At 68.7% G+C, this 21,507-nt stretch carries 23 protein-coding genes; 4 read left to right on the top strand and 19 right to left on the bottom strand.

The window, feature by feature from the left end; genetic code table 11:
- Positions 1 to 26 precede the first annotated feature (26 nt).
- The 5 genes from ABT009_RS18195 to ABT009_RS18175 all read right to left on the bottom strand — a co-directional run bounded on the left by ABT009_RS18195 (position 27) and on the right by ABT009_RS18175 (position 5,524).
- A complete protein-coding gene (locus ABT009_RS18195) occupies positions 27 to 1,301 on the bottom strand; it encodes a hypothetical protein (protein ID WP_351295251.1) in 1,275 nt (424 codons plus the stop codon).
- A 25-nt stretch (positions 1,302 to 1,326) separates the two neighbouring features.
- Positions 1,327 to 3,918, bottom strand: a complete 2,592-nt coding sequence (locus ABT009_RS18190) for a hypothetical protein (protein WP_351295248.1) — start codon at positions 3,916 to 3,918, stop codon at positions 1,327 to 1,329.
- A gap of 286 nt (positions 3,919 to 4,204) precedes the next feature.
- Complete coding sequence (locus ABT009_RS18185) at positions 4,205 to 4,513, bottom strand: helix-turn-helix domain-containing protein (protein ID WP_351295245.1); 309 nt, start codon at positions 4,511 to 4,513, stop codon at positions 4,205 to 4,207.
- A complete protein-coding gene (locus ABT009_RS18180; protein WP_351295242.1) occupies positions 4,513 to 4,884 on the bottom strand; it encodes a type II toxin-antitoxin system RelE/ParE family toxin in 372 nt (123 codons plus the stop codon). Before ABT009_RS18180 ends, ABT009_RS18185 begins: the two co-directional genes overlap by 1 nt.
- 118 nt (positions 4,885 to 5,002) lie before the next feature.
- A complete protein-coding gene (locus tag ABT009_RS18175) occupies positions 5,003 to 5,524 on the bottom strand; it encodes an ATP-binding protein (protein WP_351295239.1) in 522 nt (173 codons plus the stop codon).
- 289 nt (positions 5,525 to 5,813) lie between these two features.
- Here ABT009_RS18175 and ABT009_RS18170 point away from each other — a divergent pair, with 289 nt between their 5' ends.
- The 3 genes from ABT009_RS18170 to ABT009_RS18160 all read left to right on the top strand — a co-directional run bounded on the left by ABT009_RS18170 (position 5,814) and on the right by ABT009_RS18160 (position 7,266).
- On the top strand, positions 5,814 to 6,665 hold the full coding sequence (locus tag ABT009_RS18170) for a helix-turn-helix domain-containing protein (protein WP_351295236.1): 852 nt from the start codon (positions 5,814 to 5,816) through the stop codon (positions 6,663 to 6,665).
- Between the two features lie 9 nt (positions 6,666 to 6,674).
- Complete coding sequence (locus ABT009_RS18165; RefSeq protein WP_351295233.1) at positions 6,675 to 6,866, top strand: hypothetical protein; 192 nt, start codon at positions 6,675 to 6,677, stop codon at positions 6,864 to 6,866.
- Between the two features lie 100 nt (positions 6,867 to 6,966).
- Positions 6,967 to 7,266, top strand: a complete 300-nt coding sequence (locus ABT009_RS18160; protein WP_351295230.1) for an NIPSNAP family protein — start codon at positions 6,967 to 6,969, stop codon at positions 7,264 to 7,266.
- A gap of 86 nt (positions 7,267 to 7,352) precedes the next feature.
- Here the strand turns inward: ABT009_RS18160 and ABT009_RS18155 are convergent, their stop codons facing one another.
- The 14 genes from ABT009_RS18155 to ABT009_RS18090 all read right to left on the bottom strand — a co-directional run bounded on the left by ABT009_RS18155 (position 7,353) and on the right by ABT009_RS18090 (position 19,504).
- The gene (locus ABT009_RS18155; protein WP_351295227.1) at positions 7,353 to 7,988 is read right to left on the bottom strand and encodes an OmpA family protein; all 636 of its coding nucleotides are present in this window, start codon (positions 7,986 to 7,988) and stop codon (positions 7,353 to 7,355) included.
- Positions 7,988 to 8,581: a hypothetical protein gene (locus ABT009_RS18150; RefSeq protein ID WP_351295224.1), complete on the bottom strand. Its 594-nt coding sequence runs from the start codon at positions 8,579 to 8,581 to the stop codon at positions 7,988 to 7,990. Before ABT009_RS18150 ends, ABT009_RS18155 begins: the two co-directional genes overlap by 1 nt.
- 29 nt (positions 8,582 to 8,610) lie before the next feature.
- On the bottom strand, positions 8,611 to 9,279 hold the full coding sequence (locus ABT009_RS18145) for a pilus assembly protein TadG-related protein (RefSeq protein ID WP_351295221.1): 669 nt from the start codon (positions 9,277 to 9,279) through the stop codon (positions 8,611 to 8,613).
- A complete protein-coding gene (locus ABT009_RS18140; RefSeq protein WP_351295214.1) occupies positions 9,276 to 9,509 on the bottom strand; it encodes a hypothetical protein in 234 nt (77 codons plus the stop codon). The genes ABT009_RS18145 and ABT009_RS18140 overlap by 4 nt, the downstream gene beginning before the upstream one ends.
- 254 nt (positions 9,510 to 9,763) lie before the next feature.
- A complete protein-coding gene (locus ABT009_RS18135) occupies positions 9,764 to 10,894 on the bottom strand; it encodes a response regulator transcription factor (RefSeq protein WP_351295211.1) in 1,131 nt (376 codons plus the stop codon).
- A gap of 84 nt (positions 10,895 to 10,978) precedes the next feature.
- Positions 10,979 to 12,322: a sensor histidine kinase gene (locus ABT009_RS18130; protein ID WP_502989903.1), complete on the bottom strand. Its 1,344-nt coding sequence runs from the start codon at positions 12,320 to 12,322 to the stop codon at positions 10,979 to 10,981.
- A gap of 21 nt (positions 12,323 to 12,343) precedes the next feature.
- A complete protein-coding gene (locus tag ABT009_RS18125) occupies positions 12,344 to 13,231 on the bottom strand; it encodes a DUF5936 domain-containing protein (RefSeq protein WP_351295208.1) in 888 nt (295 codons plus the stop codon).
- 35 nt (positions 13,232 to 13,266) lie between these two features.
- Positions 13,267 to 14,205, bottom strand: a complete 939-nt coding sequence (locus tag ABT009_RS18120; RefSeq protein WP_351295205.1) for a type II secretion system F family protein — start codon at positions 14,203 to 14,205, stop codon at positions 13,267 to 13,269.
- A gap of 85 nt (positions 14,206 to 14,290) precedes the next feature.
- Positions 14,291 to 15,631 (bottom strand): TadA family conjugal transfer-associated ATPase, encoded by a 1,341-nt coding sequence (locus ABT009_RS18115; protein WP_351295202.1) that lies wholly within the window; start codon positions 15,629 to 15,631, stop codon positions 14,291 to 14,293.
- Positions 15,632 to 15,656: 25 nt separating this feature from the next.
- Positions 15,657 to 16,058 carry a TadE/TadG family type IV pilus assembly protein gene (locus ABT009_RS18110; RefSeq protein ID WP_351295199.1) on the bottom strand — a complete coding sequence of 134 codons (402 nt, stop codon included), beginning with the start codon at positions 16,056 to 16,058 and terminating at the stop codon, positions 15,657 to 15,659.
- A gap of 3 nt (positions 16,059 to 16,061) precedes the next feature.
- Entirely contained in the window at positions 16,062 to 16,388 is a 327-nt protein-coding gene (locus ABT009_RS18105) for a pilus assembly protein (RefSeq protein ID WP_351295196.1), read from the bottom strand.
- Between the two features lie 120 nt (positions 16,389 to 16,508).
- Positions 16,509 to 17,795, bottom strand: coding sequence for a CpaE/TadZ family protein (locus ABT009_RS18100; RefSeq protein ID WP_351295193.1), 1,287 nt, complete (start codon positions 17,793 to 17,795; stop codon positions 16,509 to 16,511).
- Positions 17,796 to 17,802: 7 nt separating this feature from the next.
- On the bottom strand, positions 17,803 to 18,507 hold the full coding sequence (gene cpaB, locus ABT009_RS18095; RefSeq protein ID WP_351295190.1) for a Flp pilus assembly protein CpaB: 705 nt from the start codon (positions 18,505 to 18,507) through the stop codon (positions 17,803 to 17,805).
- Positions 18,508 to 18,622: 115 nt separating this feature from the next.
- Positions 18,623 to 19,504, bottom strand: a complete 882-nt coding sequence (locus ABT009_RS18090) for a hypothetical protein (RefSeq protein ID WP_351295187.1) — start codon at positions 19,502 to 19,504, stop codon at positions 18,623 to 18,625.
- A gap of 540 nt (positions 19,505 to 20,044) precedes the next feature.
- Here ABT009_RS18090 and ABT009_RS18085 point away from each other — a divergent pair.
- Complete coding sequence (locus ABT009_RS18085) at positions 20,045 to 21,505, top strand: hypothetical protein (RefSeq protein ID WP_351295989.1); 1,461 nt, start codon at positions 20,045 to 20,047, stop codon at positions 21,503 to 21,505.
- The last annotated feature ends 2 nt before the right edge of the window (positions 21,506 to 21,507 follow it).

Here is a 21,507-nt window from a genome sequence, read left to right as displayed (position 1 = left end):
CACCGAGGCCGGGTCTGCGGCCTCTCTCAGCTCTCCCCGGCCTGTTCCCTCACCTCAGGCGGCAGGGAGTCGTCGGCCGCGATACGAGCGAGGGCCTCGCGGCTCTGCGGGACGCTGTCCCACCAGCGCAGCATCGATACGGCCTGATCGGCGGCCACGCCGTTCCGTGCGTACCGCTCGGCGAACTCCATCGCCCATGGGGTGATGGGTGTCTCGTCGTCGACATACATGCCGAGCCAGGTGAAGACCTCGCCCGCGATCCAGCCCGCGATCCACGTCGCCCACTGCTGGATGAAGCGTTCCGCTTCCTCGCTGCCGGGGTCCTGCGGGACGCCGGGGATGCCGAGCAGGGCGCATTCCTGCATCGCCTCGGTCAGGCGCTCGCGGGTGACCAGGCGGGCGTACGGCATCAGGTCCCGCATGACCTCGCGGATTTCGAGCCAGACCGGCTGCTCCTCGTCCTCGAAGCCCCGCCATGAGGGGTTGGGGACGGGTTCAGGTACTGGGCCCGTCGGTGCACAGGATTCGAGGATCGCTCGCGCGTAGGCGAAGTTCTCCTCGGTCTCGGCGAGGTCCTGCGGCCATTGGAAGCCGGAGCCCCACGTGTACGGGAGGTCCTGCACGGCGGGCGACAGGAGAGGCTCTTCGCCCTGCACCGGTTCCTGGGCACGGGCGTCGTAGCGGGGTCGACGCATGTGCACGAGCCGATTCCGCGCCCAGTCACGGCTGACTGCGCTCACGCCTTCCGCCCGCACCAAACGTAGGAGTGCGTTTTCCCCGTGGGGCGAGCCAAGGGCGTCCAGCAGGTTCACCGCCTCGTGAGACGAGAGGCCGTTTTCGGCACAGCGCTCTGCGAGAGCCGCGATGCGCCCCTCGTCCCGTGGCTCCGGTTGCCGATGCAGCCAACGCAGTACGTCATGCGCCCAGCCCGAGAGCGCCGAGTCGGCCCAGGCGCGGGCGATCTGGTCCGACTGCTCCTCGAGCCACCACTCCGGCACCGGCGGTTCCGCCTTCTCCGCCCACCCGCGAAGTACGTCGGTGACGCCCTCGCGGGTGAGGCGGTCGGCCGTCGGCATGACCTGTGCGATCCGGTGACCGGCTTCCGCGCGGAGCCGGTCGAAGAGCTCCCAGGACTCGTCGCCCCAGACGCCCTGCACGCCCCGCGCGCCCGGCGGCGCGGACAGCGCGGCCGTCAGCGCGTCGAGCGCCGCGTGCTCGTTCGCCTCCGTGTGCGGCAGCTCCTCCAGATTCCGCTGCCGCTCCCGCGTCAGGTCGTTCCACGGCTGAGGCAGCTCGCGCATGGCCGCGGGCAACAGATGGTGTGCGTCAGGAAACACCCAGGTACTCCATGGCGGTCTTGGGGTCCTTCATCTTGCCCGAGTCCCGCGCCGCCTGCTGTTCGGCGGGGGTCTTCTTGTTCCAGGCGTCGCTCATCGCCTTGAGCTGCTGCGCCGAGATGTCCTGCCCGGCGACGCGAAGGTCGAGGCCCTGGTCGGCGAGAGTCTCCGCGGGGCTGCCGTCCGGGACCTGCCCTGTCTTCTTGTCCTTCTGGAAGCCGTCGAAGACCTTGTCCCAGCCCTCCTGCGTCTCGATCTCGTAGCGTGCCTTGCGGCCCGGATTCGCCTTCTGCCAGTCGGCCAGCCTCTTGGCCTGGGCGGGCATGGATGCCTGGGTCGCGGCCTGCCCGGTGTTCTTGACCTCGACGACGTGGATGTTGCCGTCCTTGCCCTTATAGACGACGTCGGCGTCGTCGATGGCGCTGACGTCGGCGACGGTTCCGTCGCCCAGGTCCACCTTGCTGCGGCCCTTCTTCGCGCCGATTCCGGCGTAGACCTTGGTGCCCTCGGCGGCTTCGTTGTCCGCCGCCCGCTTCGCCGCCTTGACCTCGGCCATGGCCTCCGCCAGCTGATGCCGGTTGGTGGCCTTGAGCACGGGGGCGCCCAGCGCGCCACGGCTCTGGTTGTCGATGTTCTTGGTCTTCAGCATGTCCGACATGTCCTGGAGGGACTTGGCCAGTTCGTCTTTCCCGAACTCGCCCTTGCTCTTGTCCGGGTTGTCCTTCGCCCTGGCCACCAGGTCGTCGATCTTCTTCTCGTCGAGCTGGAACCTGTCGCTCTTCGGCGTCTTCTGCTTGTCCTTGGCGTCCGCGATGGTCTTCTTCGCGTCCTCCGCCGCCTGGTCCAGCTCCACGCCGTCGGCGACCTTGTCGGCCTCGTCCGCCTGCTCGCGAGAGTCCTGGGCCTCCTTCTTGGCCGCCTCGTCGCAGCCGTCCTCGGCGAGGATGACGTACGGAGAGCTGGACCCCCCCGCGGCGATGACCGTCGTGCCAGTACCGGAAGAACCGGTGAGGCCGGGCCCGCCGCCGCCGTACGGGACGGTGAGAGCGGGCGCGGAGAGGGTGCAGCCGGATTCCCGGGCCTTCTTCTCGGCCTCGTCGGCGGCCTTGTCCGCGTCGTTCGCCGCCTTGCGCGCGGCGCCGGCGTCGCCGATCTTCGCGGCCTTGCGGGCCTTCTCGGCCGCCTCGGCCGCCTTCTCGGTGAACTTCACCAGCTTGTTCAGCTTGTTGAGCTTGTTGAGCCGGTTGAGCCACTTCACCTCTCCGACACCGGGGATGAACATCGAGCCGATGTTCCAGGCGGTGTTGCCGATGCCGTCGCCCCAGTTGCCCTTGTTGAAGGAGTCGACGTCCACGAAGGAGTCCACGAGGAAGTCGGCGGTGAACTCGGCGGGAGTGGCGACCCATTCCAGCGGAACGCCGATGTAGTTCCAGCCGCCCTCGTCCCACCGTTTGCCGAGCTCGTCGGACTTCGTGGACCACCAGTCACTGGTGTACGTGGACAGGCCGTCCCACATCTGCTCCACCGAGTCGATGGGGTGCAGGATCATGTTGCCGGTGTCCTTGACGTCGCCCCACGCCGCCTTGAACGGCGAGGTGAACATGTCACCGATCTGATCGAGGGTGCTCTTCTTCTCACCGCCGTCGCCCCCGTCGCCTCCGCCACCACCGTCGTCCTGCGACTGTGCGGCGGTGCCGTCGGCGGGGATGGGCTCGTCGGCGGGCCCGACGGAGTCGTCGTCATCGCTGGTCGCGCTGCCGTCCGTATCACCGGAGCCGGAGCCGGAACCTGAGCTGGAGTCGGAGCCGGAACCCCCCGACGCGGAACTCCCCGAGCCGGAGCCGGCACTGGAGCCAGTTCCCGCCGATCCGGAACCCCCCGAACCGGTTCCCGCCGAACCAGAGCCACCCGACCCAGAGCCACCCGACCCGGCGTCGGATCCGCCGCCCTGCGTCCCGGTCGCGTTGTCCCCGTGACTGTCCCCCGCCTCGACCTCCGTGCCCCCGTTGCCCTTCGGCGCAGGGCAGGCCGAGCCCGTCACCTGGCACACCGCCGACTGGAAGCCGCCGGATATCTGCCCGGCCACCCCCGTCACCAGCAGCGCCACGACGATCCCCGCCACCAGCGTCACCAGGCCGACGTACTCGAGCACCGACTGGCCCTCGTCACTGTGCCGCCACTTCAGCATCCGCGCCAGGCTGAACCCCGGGTTCTCCGCCCGGTCCAGCTCCGGCAGCAAAAACCACTCCCGCGCCGACCGCTGCGACAGCAACACGATCACGGCGACCGGTATGGCCAGCTGCACGAGCCCCCGCGGATCCCCATGCCCGATCGACCCCAACGCCTGCAGAAGCAACAGACCTTGGACACCGATCAGCGACCACCGCACATAACGGCCCCCGGTCCACGCCCTCAACGCCAGAACCAACCCGGCCACGCCCGGCGCGGCCGCATACACCAGCAGCCCGAGGATCTCGCCGGTCAGCGACGCAATCGCCACCAACGCACCGAGAACACCGATCGCGGTGAAGCCGAACAGCACGAACAGCAGAACGCGCGCCGCCACAACGGTGCGCGGCATACGCACCCGTCCCGCGCCGTATGGGGGGTAAGGCCCGAAGGGTGCCCCGGAGCCGTAGAAAGCCGACATAGCCGGTGATCATATGAAGGGCCACAGACATTCGGCGTGGGCCCCTGGACCCAACTCGGGGCCCACTACCGGCTTTTCGCAAGGCCAGCCAATCGACCGGCCGCCGCAGGGGCTGGAGCGTCCGCCGGCTGCCGATCACCCGACTCGACGCGGTCCTCGGACAGCGCTCTCGCGCTGCCGTCTGGGCCCGCGGTCGGCTGGCGCTGGATCCGGCCGTTCAGGCGGCGTGGCCCTCGAAGCGGAACTCCGGAGTGGCGTGAGGGTCGATCCGGGCGCCCGACTCGAGGGCGGAAGCCAACCGCTCGATCAGTTCCAGAGAGGGATCGACCCCGCTCTCTTCGATCGACTCGATGTCCTCTTCGGACATGTCGGCTCGGCGAGCCAGTTCGGCCGTGCTCCAGCCCAGTGCGGAGCGCCGCTCGTAGACCGCCTGAGCGAAGTCCATGCGCCGGCCCGCGGCACGGTATGCCGGGTCCTGCTGGTGCTCAGCCGGGACCTTCCAGCTGGTGTGATAACCGCCGCTCATCAGGCCTCCTCGTCCCTACTGTAGACGTCGTGCTCGCCGGCCGGAGGATGCTCGGCCTCGCACAGCTTCCGCGCCCGCTGACCTCGCAAGACTTCGTCGGATTCCCGCATCTTCTTCTTTCGGAACACGGTAAGCAGAATCGCCCTGCGGCCAGGAGCCAACCAGTACGTGACACGTATGGCGCCGATGCGCAGCTCCCTGAGTCCATCCCCGAGATGGCTGGCCAGGGGGAAGGGCAAGGCTGGGCCGTCCACCGCGAGCCTGTCGGCGAACCGCTCGACGGCGCGGTAGTCGGGCGATGCGAGGGTCGCCAGCCATGCGCGCACCTCCGGCTCCAGCTCGATTGTGTACAGGTCGGGTGGTTCCGACATTGCTACTCCGTTCTGGTTGCGAGTCCGAAGATCCACTCAAGCGGTCAGCCAGCTGTGACCTGGCTTGTTCTGCCGGGCGTCACCGGATCCGGCCCTATGGCCGCAGCAACATTGACGTTCACCACGACTGCGGATCCCCGCCGCGCGCCGGGCCGGCCTCCGGGTAGGCGCGGGCGCCCTCCCTCGGCAGCACCGCCCACATCCGCGTACCGCCCGTCGGTTCCCGGGCGTCGCCGAAGCCCCAGTCGCCGCCGCACGCCCGGACCACGCAGGCGAGCAGCCGCAGGTCCGCCCTGCGTCGTGCCTCGCAGGCCGCGGCGAGGCGCGGGTGTGTGTGGCGAGGGTGCCCGTCGTAGACGATCACCCTCAACGCGCCCTCCCTGTACCGCAGCGACACGTACACCTCGACGGGCGTGAACCGGCATGCGCACGCCGTCAGTTCGGCCACCACCTGCACCGCTGCGTCCGTCACGTCCTGCAGGCCGTGGGTCCGCAGGATCGTGCGGGCCGCGGCCCTCGCAACCGCCGGGCTCGCCGGAGCGGCGGGGAGCGTGAGGCTGTACGCCAGCGTTTCGGGGGTCGGCGGTGTCGTGGGCTCTACGGGGGCCGGACTCGGGCAGGACGAGATGGTTACGGACACGGGGACTCCCTCTGGTGTGCGGGGATCGTTGAGCGGTGGTGTCTACACGTCTGCGCGTGACCGGTGGCCTCTCTCCCTGGCGCGGGCCCGCCCCTCCCAGGGCAGGAGGCCGCGGGCAGGCTCGCGCGATGCGCTTCCGGTTACGTCGTGCGTAAGCGTCGCGTTACTCACTGTAGGGCAATTCGGAGTACGTGTACTACCGCTTCGCCGAGTCGGCTTCGGTCGCGGTGGACCGGCTGCGGAGTACGGAGGCAGACTGACCCCGTCGCCGGGTCGGACAGGAGGGCTGATGGCGCCGAGAAGTACCCCAACTGAGCGTCAACGGCGCCTCGGTACCGAGTTGCGCAAGATGCGCATGGCCGCCGGGATGACCACGGAGTACGCAGCCGGGCTGCTGGGTGTGCCACGGACGAACGTGCCCAACATGGAGTCCGGCCGCTCCGGCATCAGCCCCGAGCGTGTACGCACGCTCGCGAGCAACTACGGCTGTGTGGACCAGGCACTCGTCGACGCACTAGCCGCCATGGCCGCCGAGCGGGACAAGGGCTGGTGGGAGCCGTATCGGGGCCAACTCCCCGTCAGCTTCCTGGACATCGCCGAGATGGAGTGGCACGCCAGGCGTCTGCGGATCGCTGTGAGCGTGCACCTGCCCGGCCTGCTCCAGACCGCGGACCATGCTCGCGCGGTGTTCGAGGCCGTGATCCCGCCCCTGCCGCCGGCTGACGTCGACGTACGGGTGGCGCATCGGATGGACCGGCAGCAGGTACTGGACCGGCCTGAGCCGCCGGCGCTCGACGTGATCGTCCACGAAGCCGCCCTCCGGATGGAGTTCGGAGGTTCCGCCGTGGCGCGGAGGCAGTTGGAGCATCTGCTGCGCATGTCCGAGCGGGAGGCGGTGACCGTACGGGTCATCCCGTTCAAGGCCGGTGGCTTCCCGGGGGCGGGACAGTCGGTCGTGTACGTCGAAGCCGCCGTGCCCCAACTGGACACTGTCGAGCTCGACAGCACGCACGGCCCCGAGTTCATCGACTCGGAGATGCAGCTGCACAAGTACCGGGCCCAGCTCGACGCGGCGGAGGCCGTGGCGCTGCCCCCGGAAGCCTCACGCGAATTCATCCGCGCTCTCGCCGACGACCTCTAGGAGAACCCCGTGCCCGACATCACCTGGGAAGCGCCCTTGTGCGGTGAAGGCGCCAACTGCTTCCGCATAGGCACCGACGACCAGGGCAACGCGTACATCACCGTCGCCGGACAAGAGGACCACTACGTCACCGACACCCGCGAGGCCCTCCGTACCCTCATCCGGGACATCAAGGCGGGGAAGGCCGACCACCTGCTGTAGGGCTCCCCCACAACGCACGGCACGAAGCCGCATCTCAGTAAGGGCGCCGCGGTGATCGTAGACTCGATGCCGTTCATGCCGCGTTGCAGGGGAGGCCCCCGTGTCTGATGGCCAGCCGAGTGTTCACATCGTGATTTCGCGGCTGCGCCCCGGGGCGAGCCGTGAGGGATTCCTCGACGTCACCCGCCGGATGGTGAACTGGCTCCGACTGCAACCCGGTTTCGTGGGCTATGAGCTCTACGAGGGAGAAGACAACTGGGCCGACCGTCTCGAGTGGGAGAGCACCGCGTACGCCGAGCACGGCAGGCAGGCCTTCCTGGCGACGGACATCTACGCCGAGATGATCCAGTTCGTGGCTGACGATCACCGGGGCATCATCGGCCGCAGCGTCCCGCTCTGAACACCTGCTGTACGGCCGCGCCGGATACGCACGGCACGAGGCCGGCCCCGCGTCGGCGCGCGGGACCGGCCTCTGGTGGGGGGTGGTCAGCTCTCCGAGCGAGGGAACGAGACCTCGACCCGGCGATTCTTCTTGCGGCCTTCCTCCGTCGAGTTGTCCGCGATCGGGTACTGCTCTCCGTATCCGCGGACCTCGAACGTGACGCTCACGCCGTCGAGTTCCTTGGCCAGCACGTTCTGTACGGCCTGGGCGCGCTGCTTCGAGAGGACGAGGCCGTGGGCGGAAGAGCCCAGGTTGTCCGTGAAGCCGAAGACCCGGACCTTCGTCGCGTTCTGCTTCTTGATCTCGTCGGCGATGGCCGCGATCCGCGACGTGGCCTGGCTGCTCAGCTTCGCGCTGTCCTTGCCGAACAGCACCTCGGACTGAAGCGCGAACTTCACATCCGAGTTGGTGTCCTCGCGGCGCTCGTCGCCGTCCAGGTCCTCGACGACCGACTTGATGTCGAGCACCTTGGGAGCGGCCAGGGTCGCACCGTCCGGGAGCTTCAGATCGGGGTCGTTGCCGTCGACCTGGACGGCAGCCGATGCCGACGCGGACGGGTACGGATCGTCGTCGGCCAGGGCGTTCGGCGCGGCGAAGAGGCCGAACGCCAGTGCCCCGGCGACGACCGCGACCGCCGACCGGGCGCCGGCCCGCTGGGTACGGGTGGTGGCGGCGCTCATCAGGAGATCTCAATCGTCGCGTTGGGGAAGCCCGGGAACTGCAGGTCGACCGAGGTGGTCGAGTCCGCCGGAGCCGGGAACTGGGCGAAGAAGGTCAGGCTCTTCTCCGCGGCGATGCTCGGGTCGAAGCCCGAGGTGGTCAGCGGACGGTTGTCGGTGTCGCGAAGCACGTAGTAGCGCTTCTTCTCCTTCGAGTCCACCAGTGTCATCGCGGCGACGGAGCGCCCGGTTCGCGCGACCGCGGTCTCCTGTCCGCTCCACTGGATCGGAATGGTGTACGTCGCTTGGCTGGTGTTCTTGAACTCACCACTCACGGTGACGAATCCGCCGCTGTCACGCTTCGCCTCGTGCACGACCATCTCGATTCCCTTGTCGCCCTTGAGCGTCGCGATGGTCTTGCTGGTGTCGGGCTCGGTGTTTCCGCTACCGCTGCTGCCGCTCTTGCCCGTGTCCTGGCTGGCGCTCGAAGAGGACGACGCCTTCGTGTCCCCGCCGTCGTCACCGCCGCACGCCGTCGCCGTGAAGGCGAGGGCCGCGGCGACAAGGGTGGACGCTGCGGCCCGACGAAGGCGCCTCGCGTGCCGAATACTCATGAGTGGTGTTCCTTTGCGCTCGTTCGCGGTCAGTTATCGGCCAGTCGGACGGTGAAAAGGTCCGCCATGTCCGGGAGGAGATCCAGGTTCTTGGGGTCGATGGGCCAGTCCTTGCCGTCGCAGACGATCTTCCCGGGCGAAGGCTTGTTGTCATCGCCGTTACCGGGCGGGTCGTCGCTCTCGTCGGGCGACGGCGTGGCCTGGTCGTCCTCGTTCGGGTCGAACTGGCATCGCGGCTCGACCACGGCCGTGGCCGTCGCCTTCGCGTGCTTCTTCTCCGTACCGGGGAGGATCGTGTCGCCCATCGACTTCTTGGAGACGACGTTGACGGTGAACCCCCAGCGCCCATCGTTCAGCTGGGCGCAGCTCACCTTGTCCGGGTCCAGCTCGGCGTCGTTCAGTTCGGCGAAACGGACCGCGGCCTGGCAGCCGTTGTACGTGCCGATCTGATTGCCGTCGAGGATGTCCCGGAGGTAGTCGCCGTCAAGGATGTTCTCCAGGAAGCCGTTCCGCAGCTGGTCCCTGGACTCCTGTGCCGCCGCCAGGGCGGCGGCATCGGCCGCAGACTGAGTGCTGTTGCGCGCCGCGTCGGCTTTGCCGAACGCGAAGAACAGGAGCGCAAGAAAGAGCAGACCGACCACCGCCGTGATGTACAGCGGTGCGGCCTGCCCCTTCTCGCTGCGGACTGCCCGGGTCACCCGTTCAGGACCTCGTTGACCTTCTCGGTGAACTTGTTGGCGATCGTGTCGCCCATCTTGGTGTTCAGGAGAGCGACGATGATCGCCACGACGAGGATCGTGATGCCCACGTACTCCAGCGCGCCCTGACCCTTGTCGCTGCGGCGCTTCATCTTCTCGACCGTGGTGTTCGCCCAGTGGCCGACGTAGACCTGAGCAGCGGTGGCGGCCTTCAGCGTGACGTCCTTCATGGTGTTCCCCTCCATGCTCGGCCGGCCGCTCACCGGCCGACGCAATCGCGTAAGTCTTGGTGTCTCCTGCGCTTCCGGCTTCCTCCTTGCCGGTCTCGCTGGCGACACCAAGAACGTACGGCCGAGGGGACCCCTGGAGCATGGGCCTGCGGGCCCAACCCCGGGCCCAAAACCCGCGTTGGGCTTCCGGGCCCATGAGCCCGCGGGGACCCACGGAGCCCTCGGGGGCAGGCCCCATCGGACCCATCGCGCGCTCAGACATGCCGCGATCCCCCACCCCGAGCCGTTCCCAGCCAGATGGCGATCGCCTCGCTGCGGCTCCCCGCGTGCAGCTTCGTGAAGATGCGGTTGATGTGGTTCTTGACGGTCTTCTCGCTGATGAAGCAGGTGGCGGCGATCTGCTGATTCGACATGCCCGACGCGATCAGGTCCATCACCTCCACCTCCCTCTGACTCAGTCCTGACGGCACTCCGCGTGCCTCGCGTCCCCCCGTGGCAGACGGGGGTCCGGCTGCGGCCGACGGAGAAGACTGTGCCATATTCGCTTGCGATAGCGAAGGGTTTTGCGGGAATTTTTGCTGCCCCGTAATTGGCTCAACGCTTGGCCGTTGCTGGTTCATTGGCCAGGCATCCGGTATTTGCGCTGCCGTATCGTGTGCGGGTGCAGATGGTTGCGCGTAGGACTGCACAGATGGTTGGGCGTAAGGCTGCGACTGGGGAGCGGGCTGGTAACCGGGCCCGCCGGTGAAGGCCGTTCCCAGGCCCTCCGGCAGCGGCGGCGGGGCCTCCCCTGGGGCCCCCGGCCCACCTCGCACGGCCGCGAGCAGCGCGCTGGAAGCCGTGTGGGTGAAGGGGGCGCGGCCCGCCTTGATGTCGCGTACGGCTGCCACCAGCTGGTCGGCGGTGAACTCACCATGGACGAGGTAGCCGCCGGCGCCGAGGCGCAGCGCCTCATGGACGATTTCGGCCTCTCGGCTGTACGTCATCATCAGCACCGGCGCGAGCCGCACGAGGTGCGGGAGTGCCGAGATGCCGTCGACGCCCGGCATGCGGACGTCGAGCAGGATGACGTCGGGGCGGTGGCGCTGGGCCTCCTCGTAGGCCTGGCGGCCGTCGGCGGCCTCGGCGATGACCTCGATGTCGTCTCGGCCGGAGAGCAGGACGGTCAGTCCGGCCCGTACGACGGGGTTGTCGTCGGCGACGACGACGCGCAGCGGTTCGGCTCGGGGCGGGCCGGGAAAGGCGGGGAATCCTTCAGACGCCGCGGCCGACGGAGGTATGGGGACGTGCGTCGGAGTGTGCTCGGAACGGGGGACCGAGTTCCCTGAGGTGTGCTGGGACACGTGGTGTGACAGGTGGTGCCCGGTCTGCGGTTCGTCCGGCATCGTGCGGCCTCCTCTCCGGAGGTGGGGGGACGGTCGGGGAGCGGATGGATCAGTTGTCGCGCTGAATCAGGTTGTCGTGGTGGGTCAGGTTGTTGCTGCTTGAGCGGGTTCTGCGGTTACTGCGGTGGGGATCTGGCGCGGGGTGACGGCCGCCAGCGGAAGGTCCACGCGGACCTCGGTGCCGGTGGCCGCGTGGCCCTTTCCGATGCGGATGCGGGCCCCGACCGAGGCGGCCCGCTCGACCATGCCGACGAGCCCGAAGTGGCCCGCGCGGCGGAGTTCGTCGAGGGTCGTACCGGGCGGAAGGCCTCTGCCGTCGTCGTAGACGCTGAGGCGGACCTGGTCGCCGACGATGCCCGCGGACACGTCGACGCGGGTCGGGTGGGCATGGCGGTGGGCGTTCTCCATCGCCTCGGAGGCGATCGTGAGCAACTGCCGTCCCACGGCGTTCGGCATCGATGGCAGGGGCATGCCACCTAGCGGGTGGTAGGACGCCGAGAGGCCCGTACGGCGACCGAAGTCGGCCGTACGCGCGGCCAGTTCGGAGGCGACGTCGACGCCTCCGTCGTAGCCGGCCTCGCGGCGCAGGTCCGACAGGAGTTCGCGGGACTCCGACGCGGCGCGGCGGGCCGAGCGCGCGACGAGTTCGGCCTGGTGCTTGACGGTGAGCGGGTCCATGCGGTCGGCGGATGCGGCGAGGCCGTCGGCGGCGAGCGCGATGCCGTGCAGGGTCTTCGCGACCGAGTCGTGCATCTCGCGTGCGAGGCGGGCTCGTTCGCCTTCCACCGCGTCGTTGACGGCGAGCCGGGCCCGGGTCTCCGTCAGGGCCTGGGACGCGGCACCGAAGCGGAGCAGCAGGCCCCGGAGCGTACTGCCGACCGCGCCCGCGATGACGCAGAGGCCGGCGAGCAGCAGTGCGGAGGCGTGCGCTTCGACCTCCTCGTTCACGCCGTACGCAGCGGCGAGGAGCAGCACCTGGAGTGCGGCGAAGACGCCGCCGCCGCGCCAGCTGTAGACGAGGCCGGCGAGCAGCGGAGTGCAGATCGTGACGAACGCCAGGGTCGAGTTCGGCGAGGCGCTGAACAGCAGCAGCGCGCCGAAGAGCATGTCGAGGGCGAGCAGCCCGGGGTGGCGCAGCAGGACGGGGCCGAACCGCTCCCAGTCCCGCAGCAGCAGGTAGCTGACCATCACGGTGACCAGCACGGCCGCGCCGACCAGCCAATTGGACAGCTCCGAGTGGGTCGCGGAGAGCGCGAACGGGGTGGCGAGCGCCGTCATCGCCAGCCGGAAGGCGAACAGCTGACGGCACAGGGCCTGGAGCGCGTTGACCTGGATCGGCAGCGCGGGCACATGGCCGGGGTTCGTCTCGGGGCCGCTCGGGGTGGAGCCCCCGGTCAGCGCGGGGGCCGCGGCGAACTGCTGGAACACGGCACTCACCTCCTTCCTTGCTCAGCCGCCGAGCACATCGTTGAAGTCGACGCCGGACGCGTAGTAGAAGCCGACGCCGATCAGGATCATCGTGGCGGGGAGCATGACGCTCGTGACGATCAGCGTGGCCTTCGGCACGGCCTTGGACGCCTTGCGGCGGGCGTTCTGGGCGTCGGTGCGGCGCATGTCGTTGGCGATCTGGATGAGCGTGTCGACGATCGGGGCGCCCAGTTCCTCGCCCTGCTGGAGCGCCGAGACGAACATCGAGACCTGCTCGGAGTCGTTGCGCTTGCGCAGCTGGTCGAAGGCCTCGCGGCGGCTGACGCCCATGTCCATCTGGCGCAGCGTGATACGCAGTTCGTCGGCCCAGGGCCCCTGGTACTTCTCCGACACGCGCTCCAGGGCCTGGCGGAAGCCGAGGCCCGCGGAGACGACGACGGCGAGGACGTCGAGGAAGTCGGGCAGGGTGCGCTCGATGTCGTCCTTCCTGCGGCCCATCGCGGAGCGGATCAGGACCTCGGTCCAGAAGAAGCCGTAGAGGGCGAAGAGGATGGCCAGGAAGACCTGGCCGTTCATCAGCATCACCAGTGCGGTGATGGAGCCGAGGCCGGTGTAGACGGCGCGGCGGGCGGCGTACCGGTCGATGGTCATACCGCCGGGGTTGCCCGCCATGTCGAGCTTGCGGCGCATCTGGTCGACGCGCTTGGGGCCCATCATGTTCAGGACCCGGGGCGCGTACCGCATGCCGATCCGGTCGACGGCGGAGCCCGCGGCGGTGGTCCGCGAGGCACCTACCTCGAGTGCCACGGCGAGGTCGTCGGGAAGTCTGGCGTCGGCACGGTAGAGGCGTATGCCTTTGAACGCGCCGAAGACGGAGAGTCCGATGACTAGGGCGAGCAGCAGATCCATCGCGTGTCCTCCTTTCTGGGGTTTCCTGGGTTCCGTCAGATCCGGACTCGGGTGAGCCGGTTGATGAGGAAGAAGCCGAGCCCGTACAGCCCGGCCGAGATGATCACGGCCACCTTGCCGACGAAGGAACCGGTCATGTCGTCGAGTGCGCCCGCGCGCATGCTGTTGAGGATCAGCAGGAAGCAGAGCCCGAGGAGCGGGACCGCGAACGCGGTGACCTTGACCTGGGACAGCAGCGTGGTGACCTCGCGCCGGGTCTCCTTGCGCTCCTCCAGCGTCTCGGTGAGATTGCGCAGGCTGGAGACGATGGTGCCGCCCGCCCGGTTGGACAGGATCAGCGTCGTGACCAGGACGGTAAGCTCGCGCGACGGGAGCCTTTCGGCCAGCTCGTTCATGGCGTCGTCGAGGGAGTGCCCGACGGCCAGCTGGTCCGCGACCCGCCGAAGCTCCTCGCCCGCCGGGTCGTCCAGCTCCTCGGCGGCCATGCCGATCGCCGTACGCAGCGCGAGGCCGGCCTGGGTGGCGTTGGCGAGGATGCGGGTCAGCTCGGGAAGCTGGGCGATGAAGGCCTCGGTGCGCTTGTTGCGCTGCCAGTTGAGGAAGGCGTTGGCGCCCCAGAGTCCGATGATCGCGGCGATGATGCCGAAGAACGATGCGAAGAGGGCACTGGCGACGAAGTAGAGGCCGAGCAGCGCGGCGACGACGTACACGAAGTACTCGCCCGGTGTGATGTCGAGGCCGGTCGTCGCGATCCTGCGCTCGATGCGGCGGCCAAGTCCGGTGCCGCGCAGCCGCCGGTCGATCTTGCGAAAGCGGCGCCGCCGGCCCGTGACGATGGGGATCTGGCCGGTGGCGCTGAGCCGGTCGACGAGTGCCTGCCGCGCGGCCTTGCCCGCCGAGAACGTGTGCAAGCCGACGACGGCGAGCACGCAGGTCAGCAGCGTGGCTCCGATCGTCAGAAGTGAGAGATCCATGGGGACGGGCTTTCTCCGGAGCGGGGGTTCGGGGACGGGGAGGGCAGAGGCGGGAGGGGCAGGGGGCGGCGGGCAGGCGTATGCGTCACAGCGGCGCCGAACGCCTGACGAGTTGGGCCTCCGAGTCCGCGACGCCGAAGACGGGCGAGATGGATTCGTTCCTCATATAGAGCCGGTCGGCGATACTGCGCGGCAGCGGGAAGTACTCGAACTTGCCGTAGATCCGGCCGTCACCGGCCATGGGCTGGGCGTGGAAGCGGCACGCGGACGCCATGCGGTACTCCTCGCGGCCGTGGGAGTCGACGAAGGCGATCTCGGTGATGCGGCGGGCGCCGTCGGCGAACCGCGTCAGCTGGACGATGACCTCGATCGCGCTGTTGATCTGGTCCTTGATCGCCACGAACGGGATCTCGACCTCCGACATCGAGGCCAGGGTCTGCAGACGCATCAGTGCGTCCTCGGCGTTGTTGGCGTGGACGGTGGCGAGCGAACCGTCGTGACCGGTCGACATCGCCTGGAGCATGTCGAGGGTCTCGCCGCCGCGGACCTCACCGACGATGATGCGGTCGGGGCGCATACGCAGCGAGTTGCGGACGAGGTCGCGGATGGTGATGCGGCCCTTGCCCTCGACGTTCGGGGGCCGGGACTCCAGCGTGATGACGTGGTTCTGCTGGAGCTGGAGCTCTGCGGAGTCCTCGATGGTGACGATCCGCTCGCCCTCGGGGATCAGGCCGGACAGGGCGTTGAGGAGCGTCGTCTTTCCCGTGCCGGTGGCGCCCGAGACGATGATGTTGAACTTGGCCCGCACCAGGCTCGTGAGCAGCATCATCATGTGCTCGTCGAGCGAGCCGAGGTTGATCATCTCCTGGAGCGTGAAGGCGCGGGGGAAGCGCCGGATGGTGAGGATCGGCCCGGTCAGCGACAGCGGCGGGATGATGACGTTGACGCGCTCGCCGGACGGCAGGCGCGCGTCGACCATCGGGTTCGCCTCGTCCACACGGCGGTTGACGGTGGAGACGATGCGTTCGATGGTCTGCATCAGCTGCTCCTGCGAGCTGAAGCGCATCGGGAGCTGCTCCAGGCGGCCGCCGCGCTCGACGAAGACCTGGTCCGGGCCGTTGACCATGATCTCGCTGATGGACGCGTCCTCGAGCAGCGGCTCCAGGATGCCCAGGCCCAGCGCCTCGTCGACGACGCGCCGGATCAGCGCGGACCGCTCGTGCGTGGAGAGGACGGGACCCTCGCGCGAGATGATGTGGCCGAGCACCCGTTCGAGGCGGATGCGCCGGTCGGCCAGGGCGAGCGCCGACATCTCCGCGAGGTCGATCTCCTCCAGGAGCTTGGCACGGTAGACGCCGACGAGGTGGTTCTCCTCGTTCTGGCCGCTCTGTGGCTCGGGGTTGCTGATTCGGGCCCGCAGGCTCATGGGCGTGACTCCTCGTGGGGGGTAACTAGTCGCGCGGCATGGTGACGGAACGCTTCGCCTCGCCGAATCCGACTCCCGGGATGACGGAGGGGACGTCGACCTTGGCGGTGACCTTCACCTCGTCGAAGGCGCCCACCGGGTCGAGCTCGACCTGGACGTCGAGCCAGTCGCTGACCGAGTCCCGGCCCGCCGTGCGGTAGTCGACGTCCGTGTTGTCGTGGGACGCGACGCGGGCGGCGGCCCGGGCCGCGGTGCCGGCCTGCTGGGCGGCGTAGAGGGCCAGACCCAGCTGGACGGCGAGGAGGCCCACGATCAGCAGGATGGGCAGCAGACCGACGTACTCGATGGCGACCTGGCCCCGTTCGCGGCGGCGTACTGCGCGGAGGCGTTCACCGGTACGCCGCGCGCGACCCGTTCGGCTCACCATGGCTCAGCTCTCCTTCGCTGCGGCGGACTTGCCGGGAACGGTGAGGGGCATGTCGACGAAGCCGGGGAAGAGGAGCGGCACCTTCAGGTCGGCGTGGGCCTTGACGAGGTCCCCGTCCGCGCGGCAGCCGATGTCGGCACCGTCGCGCCACGCGGCCGGAAGATCCTGCTCGCCGGCCTCCCGGCACACCTGGTTGCGGCCCTTCCACCAGTCGGCCTGGGCTCCCGCGTGCACCGCCCTGTCGGCCGCGTTGCCCGCGAGTACGAAGGTGTAGCCGACCAGCACCGCCTGCCAGAGCACGATGACGGTGGCCAGGATCACCGGCGTCATGGCCGTGAACTCCAGCGCCAGCTGGCCTCGGTCGTCGCGTGCTCCGCGCGGGCAACGGTCGGCCCGGGCGCTGAGTAAGCGCCGGTGTATGCCCGGAACCCTCATGGCTCTTCTCCCCCCTCAGCTGTCTCTCGTCGTCTGCGGGTCGGCGCCGCCGCCCCTGCCGCGGCGGCGCAGACCGATCGATCCCCGGTCGTTGCCACGGAACTTGCCGCTCTTTCCCTGTGCGCCCGCGGGCGCCTTGACCAGGCCGAGTTCGCCGGCCAGGGCCCACAGCGCCTGCTTCACCGTGGACTTGGCATCCAGGTCCTGCATGCGGCCCGCGTCCACGACGGGCTGGAGCTCCTTGAAGTTCGCCGGCACCGCGATCGGGGCCACGTTCGTGCCAGTGATCTTCTGGACGAGCGGCGGCTGGATCTCGGTGTTGCGTATGTGGCGGTTGATGAGGGTGACGGTCTCCTCGGCCTTGCGGATCTGCAGCCGCTTCCACATCCGCACGACGCGCTTGGCCGCGCGCACCGCGACCACGTCGGGCGTGGTGACGAGCAGGGCCGTGTCCGCCATCTCGATGGCCGCCGCGTTGGCTCCGTTCATCTGGGTGCCGCAGTCGATGACCACGACCTCGTACCGCGAGCGCAGGGCGCTCACGATCTGGCGTACGGAGCGGTCGGCGACCTCCTCGCCCCGCTCGCCCTCACCGGGCGCGAGCAGGAGCGCCATGCCGGTGGTGTGGTTGAACACGGCGTCCTGCAGCACGCGCGGCGAGATGTCCTGCACCGACGCGAGGTCGACGATGGACCGGCGGAACTGCACGTCCAGGTACGAGGCGATGTCGCCGGCCTGCAGGTCCATGTCGACCAGGGCGACGGTGCTGCCCGAGGCCCGCGCCGCCAGGGCGAGCTGGACGGCGACGACGGTCGTGCCGACACCGCCCTTGGCACCGGAGACGGTGACCACGGTGCCGCCGGGGCCGGTGGGGATGTCGGCGCCGCTGCCGAGATGGCGCCGGACGCCCACCGACCACTGGGCCGCGGTCTGCACCCGGCTGGCGAGCTCCTCGTAACTCAGCGGCAGCGCGACGATGCCCCGTGCGCCGGAGTCCATGGCCGCGGTGAAAAGACCCGGGCTTGCGTCGGCGGTGATGAGGATGACCCCCACCGCCGGGAAGCGCAGGGCGATCTCCCGGATCAGCTCGAGCGCCGGCACCGGCCCGATCCGTTCGTGGACCAGGACGACCTCGGGCACCTCGTCCAGCGACTCCGACGCGAGCCGGGCCAGCGTGTCCAGCAGCGACGTGGAGTCGCCGACGGGCGCCGCCGGTTCGGCGTCGGGCAACTGGCTGAGCAGTGTGGTGACCGACCGAGCCGCGTCGAAGTCACCCACCGCCGGGAGGATCCTTGTGCTCATCCGAACCTCACTGGTCCTCGTCGAGGGAGTACGAGCGGTCTCCCGGGGGGATGGTCGTGTCGCTGCCGGGCGCGACGAGGGCGAGCCGCACGTGCGCGGCGAAGGACTCGGCGTAGGCCACGCGCTGCGCGTTCTTGGTGTTCAGGGCGAAGGTGATCGGGACGGCCTCCGTCGGCGCGTTCTGGTCGTCGTTCTTCGGCTCGAGCGCGGTGAGCCGGCCGACGTCGAGGACGCGCGCGTTCGGCACGATGATCCGCGACATGGGCTTGTCGCGGTCGGTCTCTCCGCCGAACGTCGCGTAGATGTTCACCGTGGAGCCGGGGGTGATCTTGCCCGCGACGCCGGTCTCGGCGTCGATCATGATGGCGATCTCCTGCTCACCGGCCTGGAGCGCGGGCTGCTTGACGATCATGTCGCTCTGCAGCAGCGAGCCCTTGCGCAGCGTGGTGACGGCGATCTTCCCGCTGATCTGGGAGAGGTCGGTGACGGCGGTCTCCGGCAGCCAGCGCTTCGGCATCTTCACCTTCTCGAAGGCGCCGCTGTTCAGTTTGGTGTACGGCGGGATGTCCGACTTCAGTTCGTACGCTGCGACTTCTGGGCCCACCTTTGAATTCACATCGCTGATCACCGACAGGACGCCTACGAATGCACCGAAGGCGCACAGGACCGAGATGAGCAGAAGTATGACGCCGCGACGCTGACGGGAATTCATGAGCGGATGAACCTCGTTCGGGATCTGGGCCGTTGACGGTCGTGCATCTCACACGGCTCGTATGGGGGGACGGGAACGGTGCAAGTGAGGTGTGGAAAGTGGGGTTCGTGCACGGTTATGACGTGCGGGGTGCCTGCGCCCCATGGGTAGGGACACCGGAGGCATGCGTTTGGTTCTCGGGCGGAGTGAGGGGCGCGGTGCAGAAGCAGCAGCGGTCGCCGATCAGTTCCATGCCGCACCAGCCGCAGCGCTCACGCCGTACGGACGCGACGAGCTGGTAGAGCGTGTACAGGTCGGCGAGGTGCGTGGCGAACTCGATCAGCTTCGGAGTGCCCCACCAGCGGGCCGAGTCGGCGGGCAGCGCCACCTCCTGCACGCCCTGCACCTGCCACGACGGGGCGAGTGTCCCGGTGACCCAGTCGGACTGGAGCTGGCCTCGGGCAACGGCGAGGTTCGTGGCGTACTCGGGTCCGGCCAGCCGCGCTTCGGGGCCGATCCTGACCAGCTGGGGCTGCGGAGCCGCGACGACGCCGAACTGGGAGCCGGGGACCCAGGACTTGGCGTGCGTCTTGAGGCTGACGGGGACGTGGTCGAGCTTGGCGACCGAGTTCAGCACGGCGCCGGCGTGGATGTAGTGAGGCAGCAGGCGGGAGGCCGCGGCCACGACGCCCGCACTGAAATCGCAGACGGAGAGCTGGCGGAGCTGGCGGACCAGGACCGCGACGCCCAGCGGCGGCAGTTCCGACCTGACGATCGCGATGCGGTCGCTCTCGAGGATCGACCGTACGGTGTGCAGCCGCCGCTCGTACGCCACGTCCAGCGACGTCGGGTGGACGATCACCACGTACCCGAACTGCTCGATGAGCAGGTGCATTTCGCCGAGCGCCGCCTCGAGCGGCTGCTCCTGAGGCGGCTGCAGTACGGCTGCCGTCGGTGTCTGCTGGTCCGTGGCCGGTAGCACCAGGTCGGCACTGGTGACTGCTATCGCGGTCGGCACGTCGGGATCCCCGTTCCCCCGTTGTTGTCATCGATCACCGGTGGACCCGGCGGTCGTTGGCGTTCACTGCTGCGTCCAGCTGTCTCAGCACTTTATCCATGACTTACAGCCCAGAAAACGGTGGTTCTTCACTGTGTGGGGGTACGTACGGCTCAATCCAGACCAAAGACGGACAGGGCGGACGTGATGGTTCCGTGTGCGTGACACTTTTGTGACGGATCGCCGACTGAACAGAAAATGAACGGGCCGCGGGAACGCGCGGACGTCGCAGGGAATTTCCGGGAGTTGCCTGACGGCTTTTCATGTTTTCTCGAATTCCCCGCGGTCTCCTTCTTTGGGCCTCATCTTGGGCCCGCGGGCCCATGTAGGCCCGGGCGCCCGACGGTTAGCCTCCCAGCGCCACAGCGGACTGGTGTGAGGGGTGCAGAAGTGGTCCTGGGGGACGGCAAACCGCCGGCATTCAAGCCGGCAGTCAGACCGGCATTCAGAGGAAACGACCGGGGTGCCGGTGCGCTCGAGTACGTCGGCGCTGTCATCGTGATGGTGGCGATCGTCGGCGCGCTGCTCGCCACCGAGGTCGGACAGCGGATCGCCGGGAGCTTCGCCCAGCACGTCTGCCAGGCGCTGGGCGGCAGCAACTGCGGGTCGTCCGGCCCCAACGCCGGCAAGCCCCTCACCGACGCCGACTTCGAGCCGCCCCTCTGCCAGATCTCCACCATCACCGACAAGGCCGGCGCCAAGGCCAAGGTGCTGTTCATCGAGTTCGGCAATGAGTACGGCTTCCAGGAGCAGCGGTTCAAGGCCAACACCGACATCAACAAGGACGGCAAGGTCGACGACAAGGACGAGCTGGTGTACATGACGTTCACCGACGCCGCGTCCGTCGCCGCGAAGAAGGACTGGAAGCCGGGCGCCAAGGTCGGGAAGTTCGGCTCGGACAAGGTCGAGCTCGGCGCGGGCATCAAGGTGACCAACGGCGACACCTGGGTCTTCGAGAGCGAGGACGAGGCCAAGAAGTTCCGGGACGACATCGAGAAGCTGCAGATGTACGAGATGCGGCGCCAGTCCCCCGGCGGCGCCGAGGCCAGCATGGGCGACAGCATCATGTACCTCTTCGGCAAGGGCCCGCTCAAGGACGAGGAGGAGACCCGCGAGCGGGTCGAGAAGGGCCTGGGCGGCGACCGGCAGATCTCCTACGGCAAGGTCGGCCTCGAGATGTCGGCTGCGGGCGGCATGAAGCTGTCGGCCGGCGACGAGAAGAAGCTCAGCGCCACCCTCGGCGGCAACTTCAAGTTCACGCCCGACGTGACATGGACGGACAACAAGTACAAGAACACCAAGTCGTACACCTACTCCGCGGCCATCGAGTACGGCACCAAGGTCGGGTACGAGGCAGGGCCCATCAGCGGTGAGGCCTCCGCGTCGACCACGCAGACCGGCACCATCACCGTCACGCACGACAAGAAGACCGGCAAGCTGATCCGCATCGACATGACGCGCACCGTCGAGAAGGGCGCCACCAAGGACGGCGCCAAGGTCGGCGGCGACAACGGCAAGAGCGGTGACGACAAGCGGGGCGGCAGCGGCGGCGTCAAGGGCACCGACAACGAGACCGGCATCGAGGTCGTCACCAACTCCGTCAGCTTCGACCCCGGCCCCGGTCGCGACGCCGACCGCGCGGTCGCGGAGAAGTGGCTCGACGGCTACGGCGACAACGCGGCCCCCTTCACGTACATGTTCGACGACCACGCGCCGACGTCGCGACCGGGCGCCGACGACCCGTTCGGCCAACTGCTCTTCGACAAGGGAAAGTCCAGCAAGACGGTGTACACGGGCCAGACGGAGGCGGCGGAGTACGGCTTCGAGCTGAACCTCGGGCTGAGCCTCGGCTTCTCGGTGAGCACCGAGAAGAAGGAGGAGATGCTCAACGACGCGCAGTTCCTAGGCGCCCCGCGGGACGGACACCGGTCGTACGTTCCCTACAGCTACTGTGCGCAGTGATC

It is taken from the genome of Streptomyces sp. NPDC002896 (assembly GCF_040295225.1).
Lineage (GTDB): Bacteria > Actinomycetota > Actinomycetes > Streptomycetales > Streptomycetaceae > Streptomyces.
This window is presented reverse-complemented; position numbering and strand designations above follow the sequence as displayed.

What these genes read in the sequence shown, in the direction of transcription:
- ABT009_RS18150 (WP_351295224.1), bottom strand. Translation starts at nt 8,581, where the DNA reads ATGAGTATTCGGCACGCGAGGCGCCTTCGTCGGGCCGCAGCGTCCACC.
- ABT009_RS18185 (WP_351295245.1), bottom strand. Translation starts at nt 4,513, where the DNA reads ATGAGCGGCGGTTATCACACCAGCTGGAAGGTCCCGGCTGAGCACCAG.
- ABT009_RS18135 (WP_351295211.1), bottom strand. Translation starts at nt 10,894, where the DNA reads ATGCCGGACGAACCGCAGACCGGGCACCACCTGTCACACCACGTGTCC.
- ABT009_RS18190 (WP_351295248.1), bottom strand. Translation starts at nt 3,918, where the DNA reads ATGCCGCGCACCGTTGTGGCGGCGCGCGTTCTGCTGTTCGTGCTGTTC.
- ABT009_RS18125 (WP_351295208.1), bottom strand. Translation starts at nt 13,231, where the DNA reads ATGGATCTGCTGCTCGCCCTAGTCATCGGACTCTCCGTCTTCGGCGCG.
- ABT009_RS18120 (WP_351295205.1), bottom strand. Translation starts at nt 14,205, where the DNA reads ATGGATCTCTCACTTCTGACGATCGGAGCCACGCTGCTGACCTGCGTG.
- ABT009_RS18140 (WP_351295214.1), bottom strand. Translation starts at nt 9,509, where the DNA reads ATGAAGGACGTCACGCTGAAGGCCGCCACCGCTGCTCAGGTCTACGTC.
- cpaB (WP_351295190.1), bottom strand. Translation starts at nt 18,507, where the DNA reads ATGAATTCCCGTCAGCGTCGCGGCGTCATACTTCTGCTCATCTCGGTC.
- ABT009_RS18170 (WP_351295236.1), top strand. Translation starts at nt 5,814, where the DNA reads ATGGCGCCGAGAAGTACCCCAACTGAGCGTCAACGGCGCCTCGGTACC.
- ABT009_RS18085 (WP_351295989.1), top strand. Translation starts at nt 20,045, where the DNA reads ATGGTGGCGATCGTCGGCGCGCTGCTCGCCACCGAGGTCGGACAGCGG.
- ABT009_RS18110 (WP_351295199.1), bottom strand. Translation starts at nt 16,058, where the DNA reads ATGGTGAGCCGAACGGGTCGCGCGCGGCGTACCGGTGAACGCCTCCGC.
- ABT009_RS18195 (WP_351295251.1), bottom strand. Translation starts at nt 1,301, where the DNA reads ATGCGCGAGCTGCCTCAGCCGTGGAACGACCTGACGCGGGAGCGGCAG.
- ABT009_RS18100 (WP_351295193.1), bottom strand. Translation starts at nt 17,795, where the DNA reads ATGAGCACAAGGATCCTCCCGGCGGTGGGTGACTTCGACGCGGCTCGG.
- ABT009_RS18115 (WP_351295202.1), bottom strand. Translation starts at nt 15,631, where the DNA reads ATGAGCCTGCGGGCCCGAATCAGCAACCCCGAGCCACAGAGCGGCCAG.
- ABT009_RS18105 (WP_351295196.1), bottom strand. Translation starts at nt 16,388, where the DNA reads ATGACGCCGGTGATCCTGGCCACCGTCATCGTGCTCTGGCAGGCGGTG.
- ABT009_RS18180 (WP_351295242.1), bottom strand. Translation starts at nt 4,884, where the DNA reads ATGTCGGAACCACCCGACCTGTACACAATCGAGCTGGAGCCGGAGGTG.
- ABT009_RS18155 (WP_351295227.1), bottom strand. Translation starts at nt 7,988, where the DNA reads ATGAGCGCCGCCACCACCCGTACCCAGCGGGCCGGCGCCCGGTCGGCG.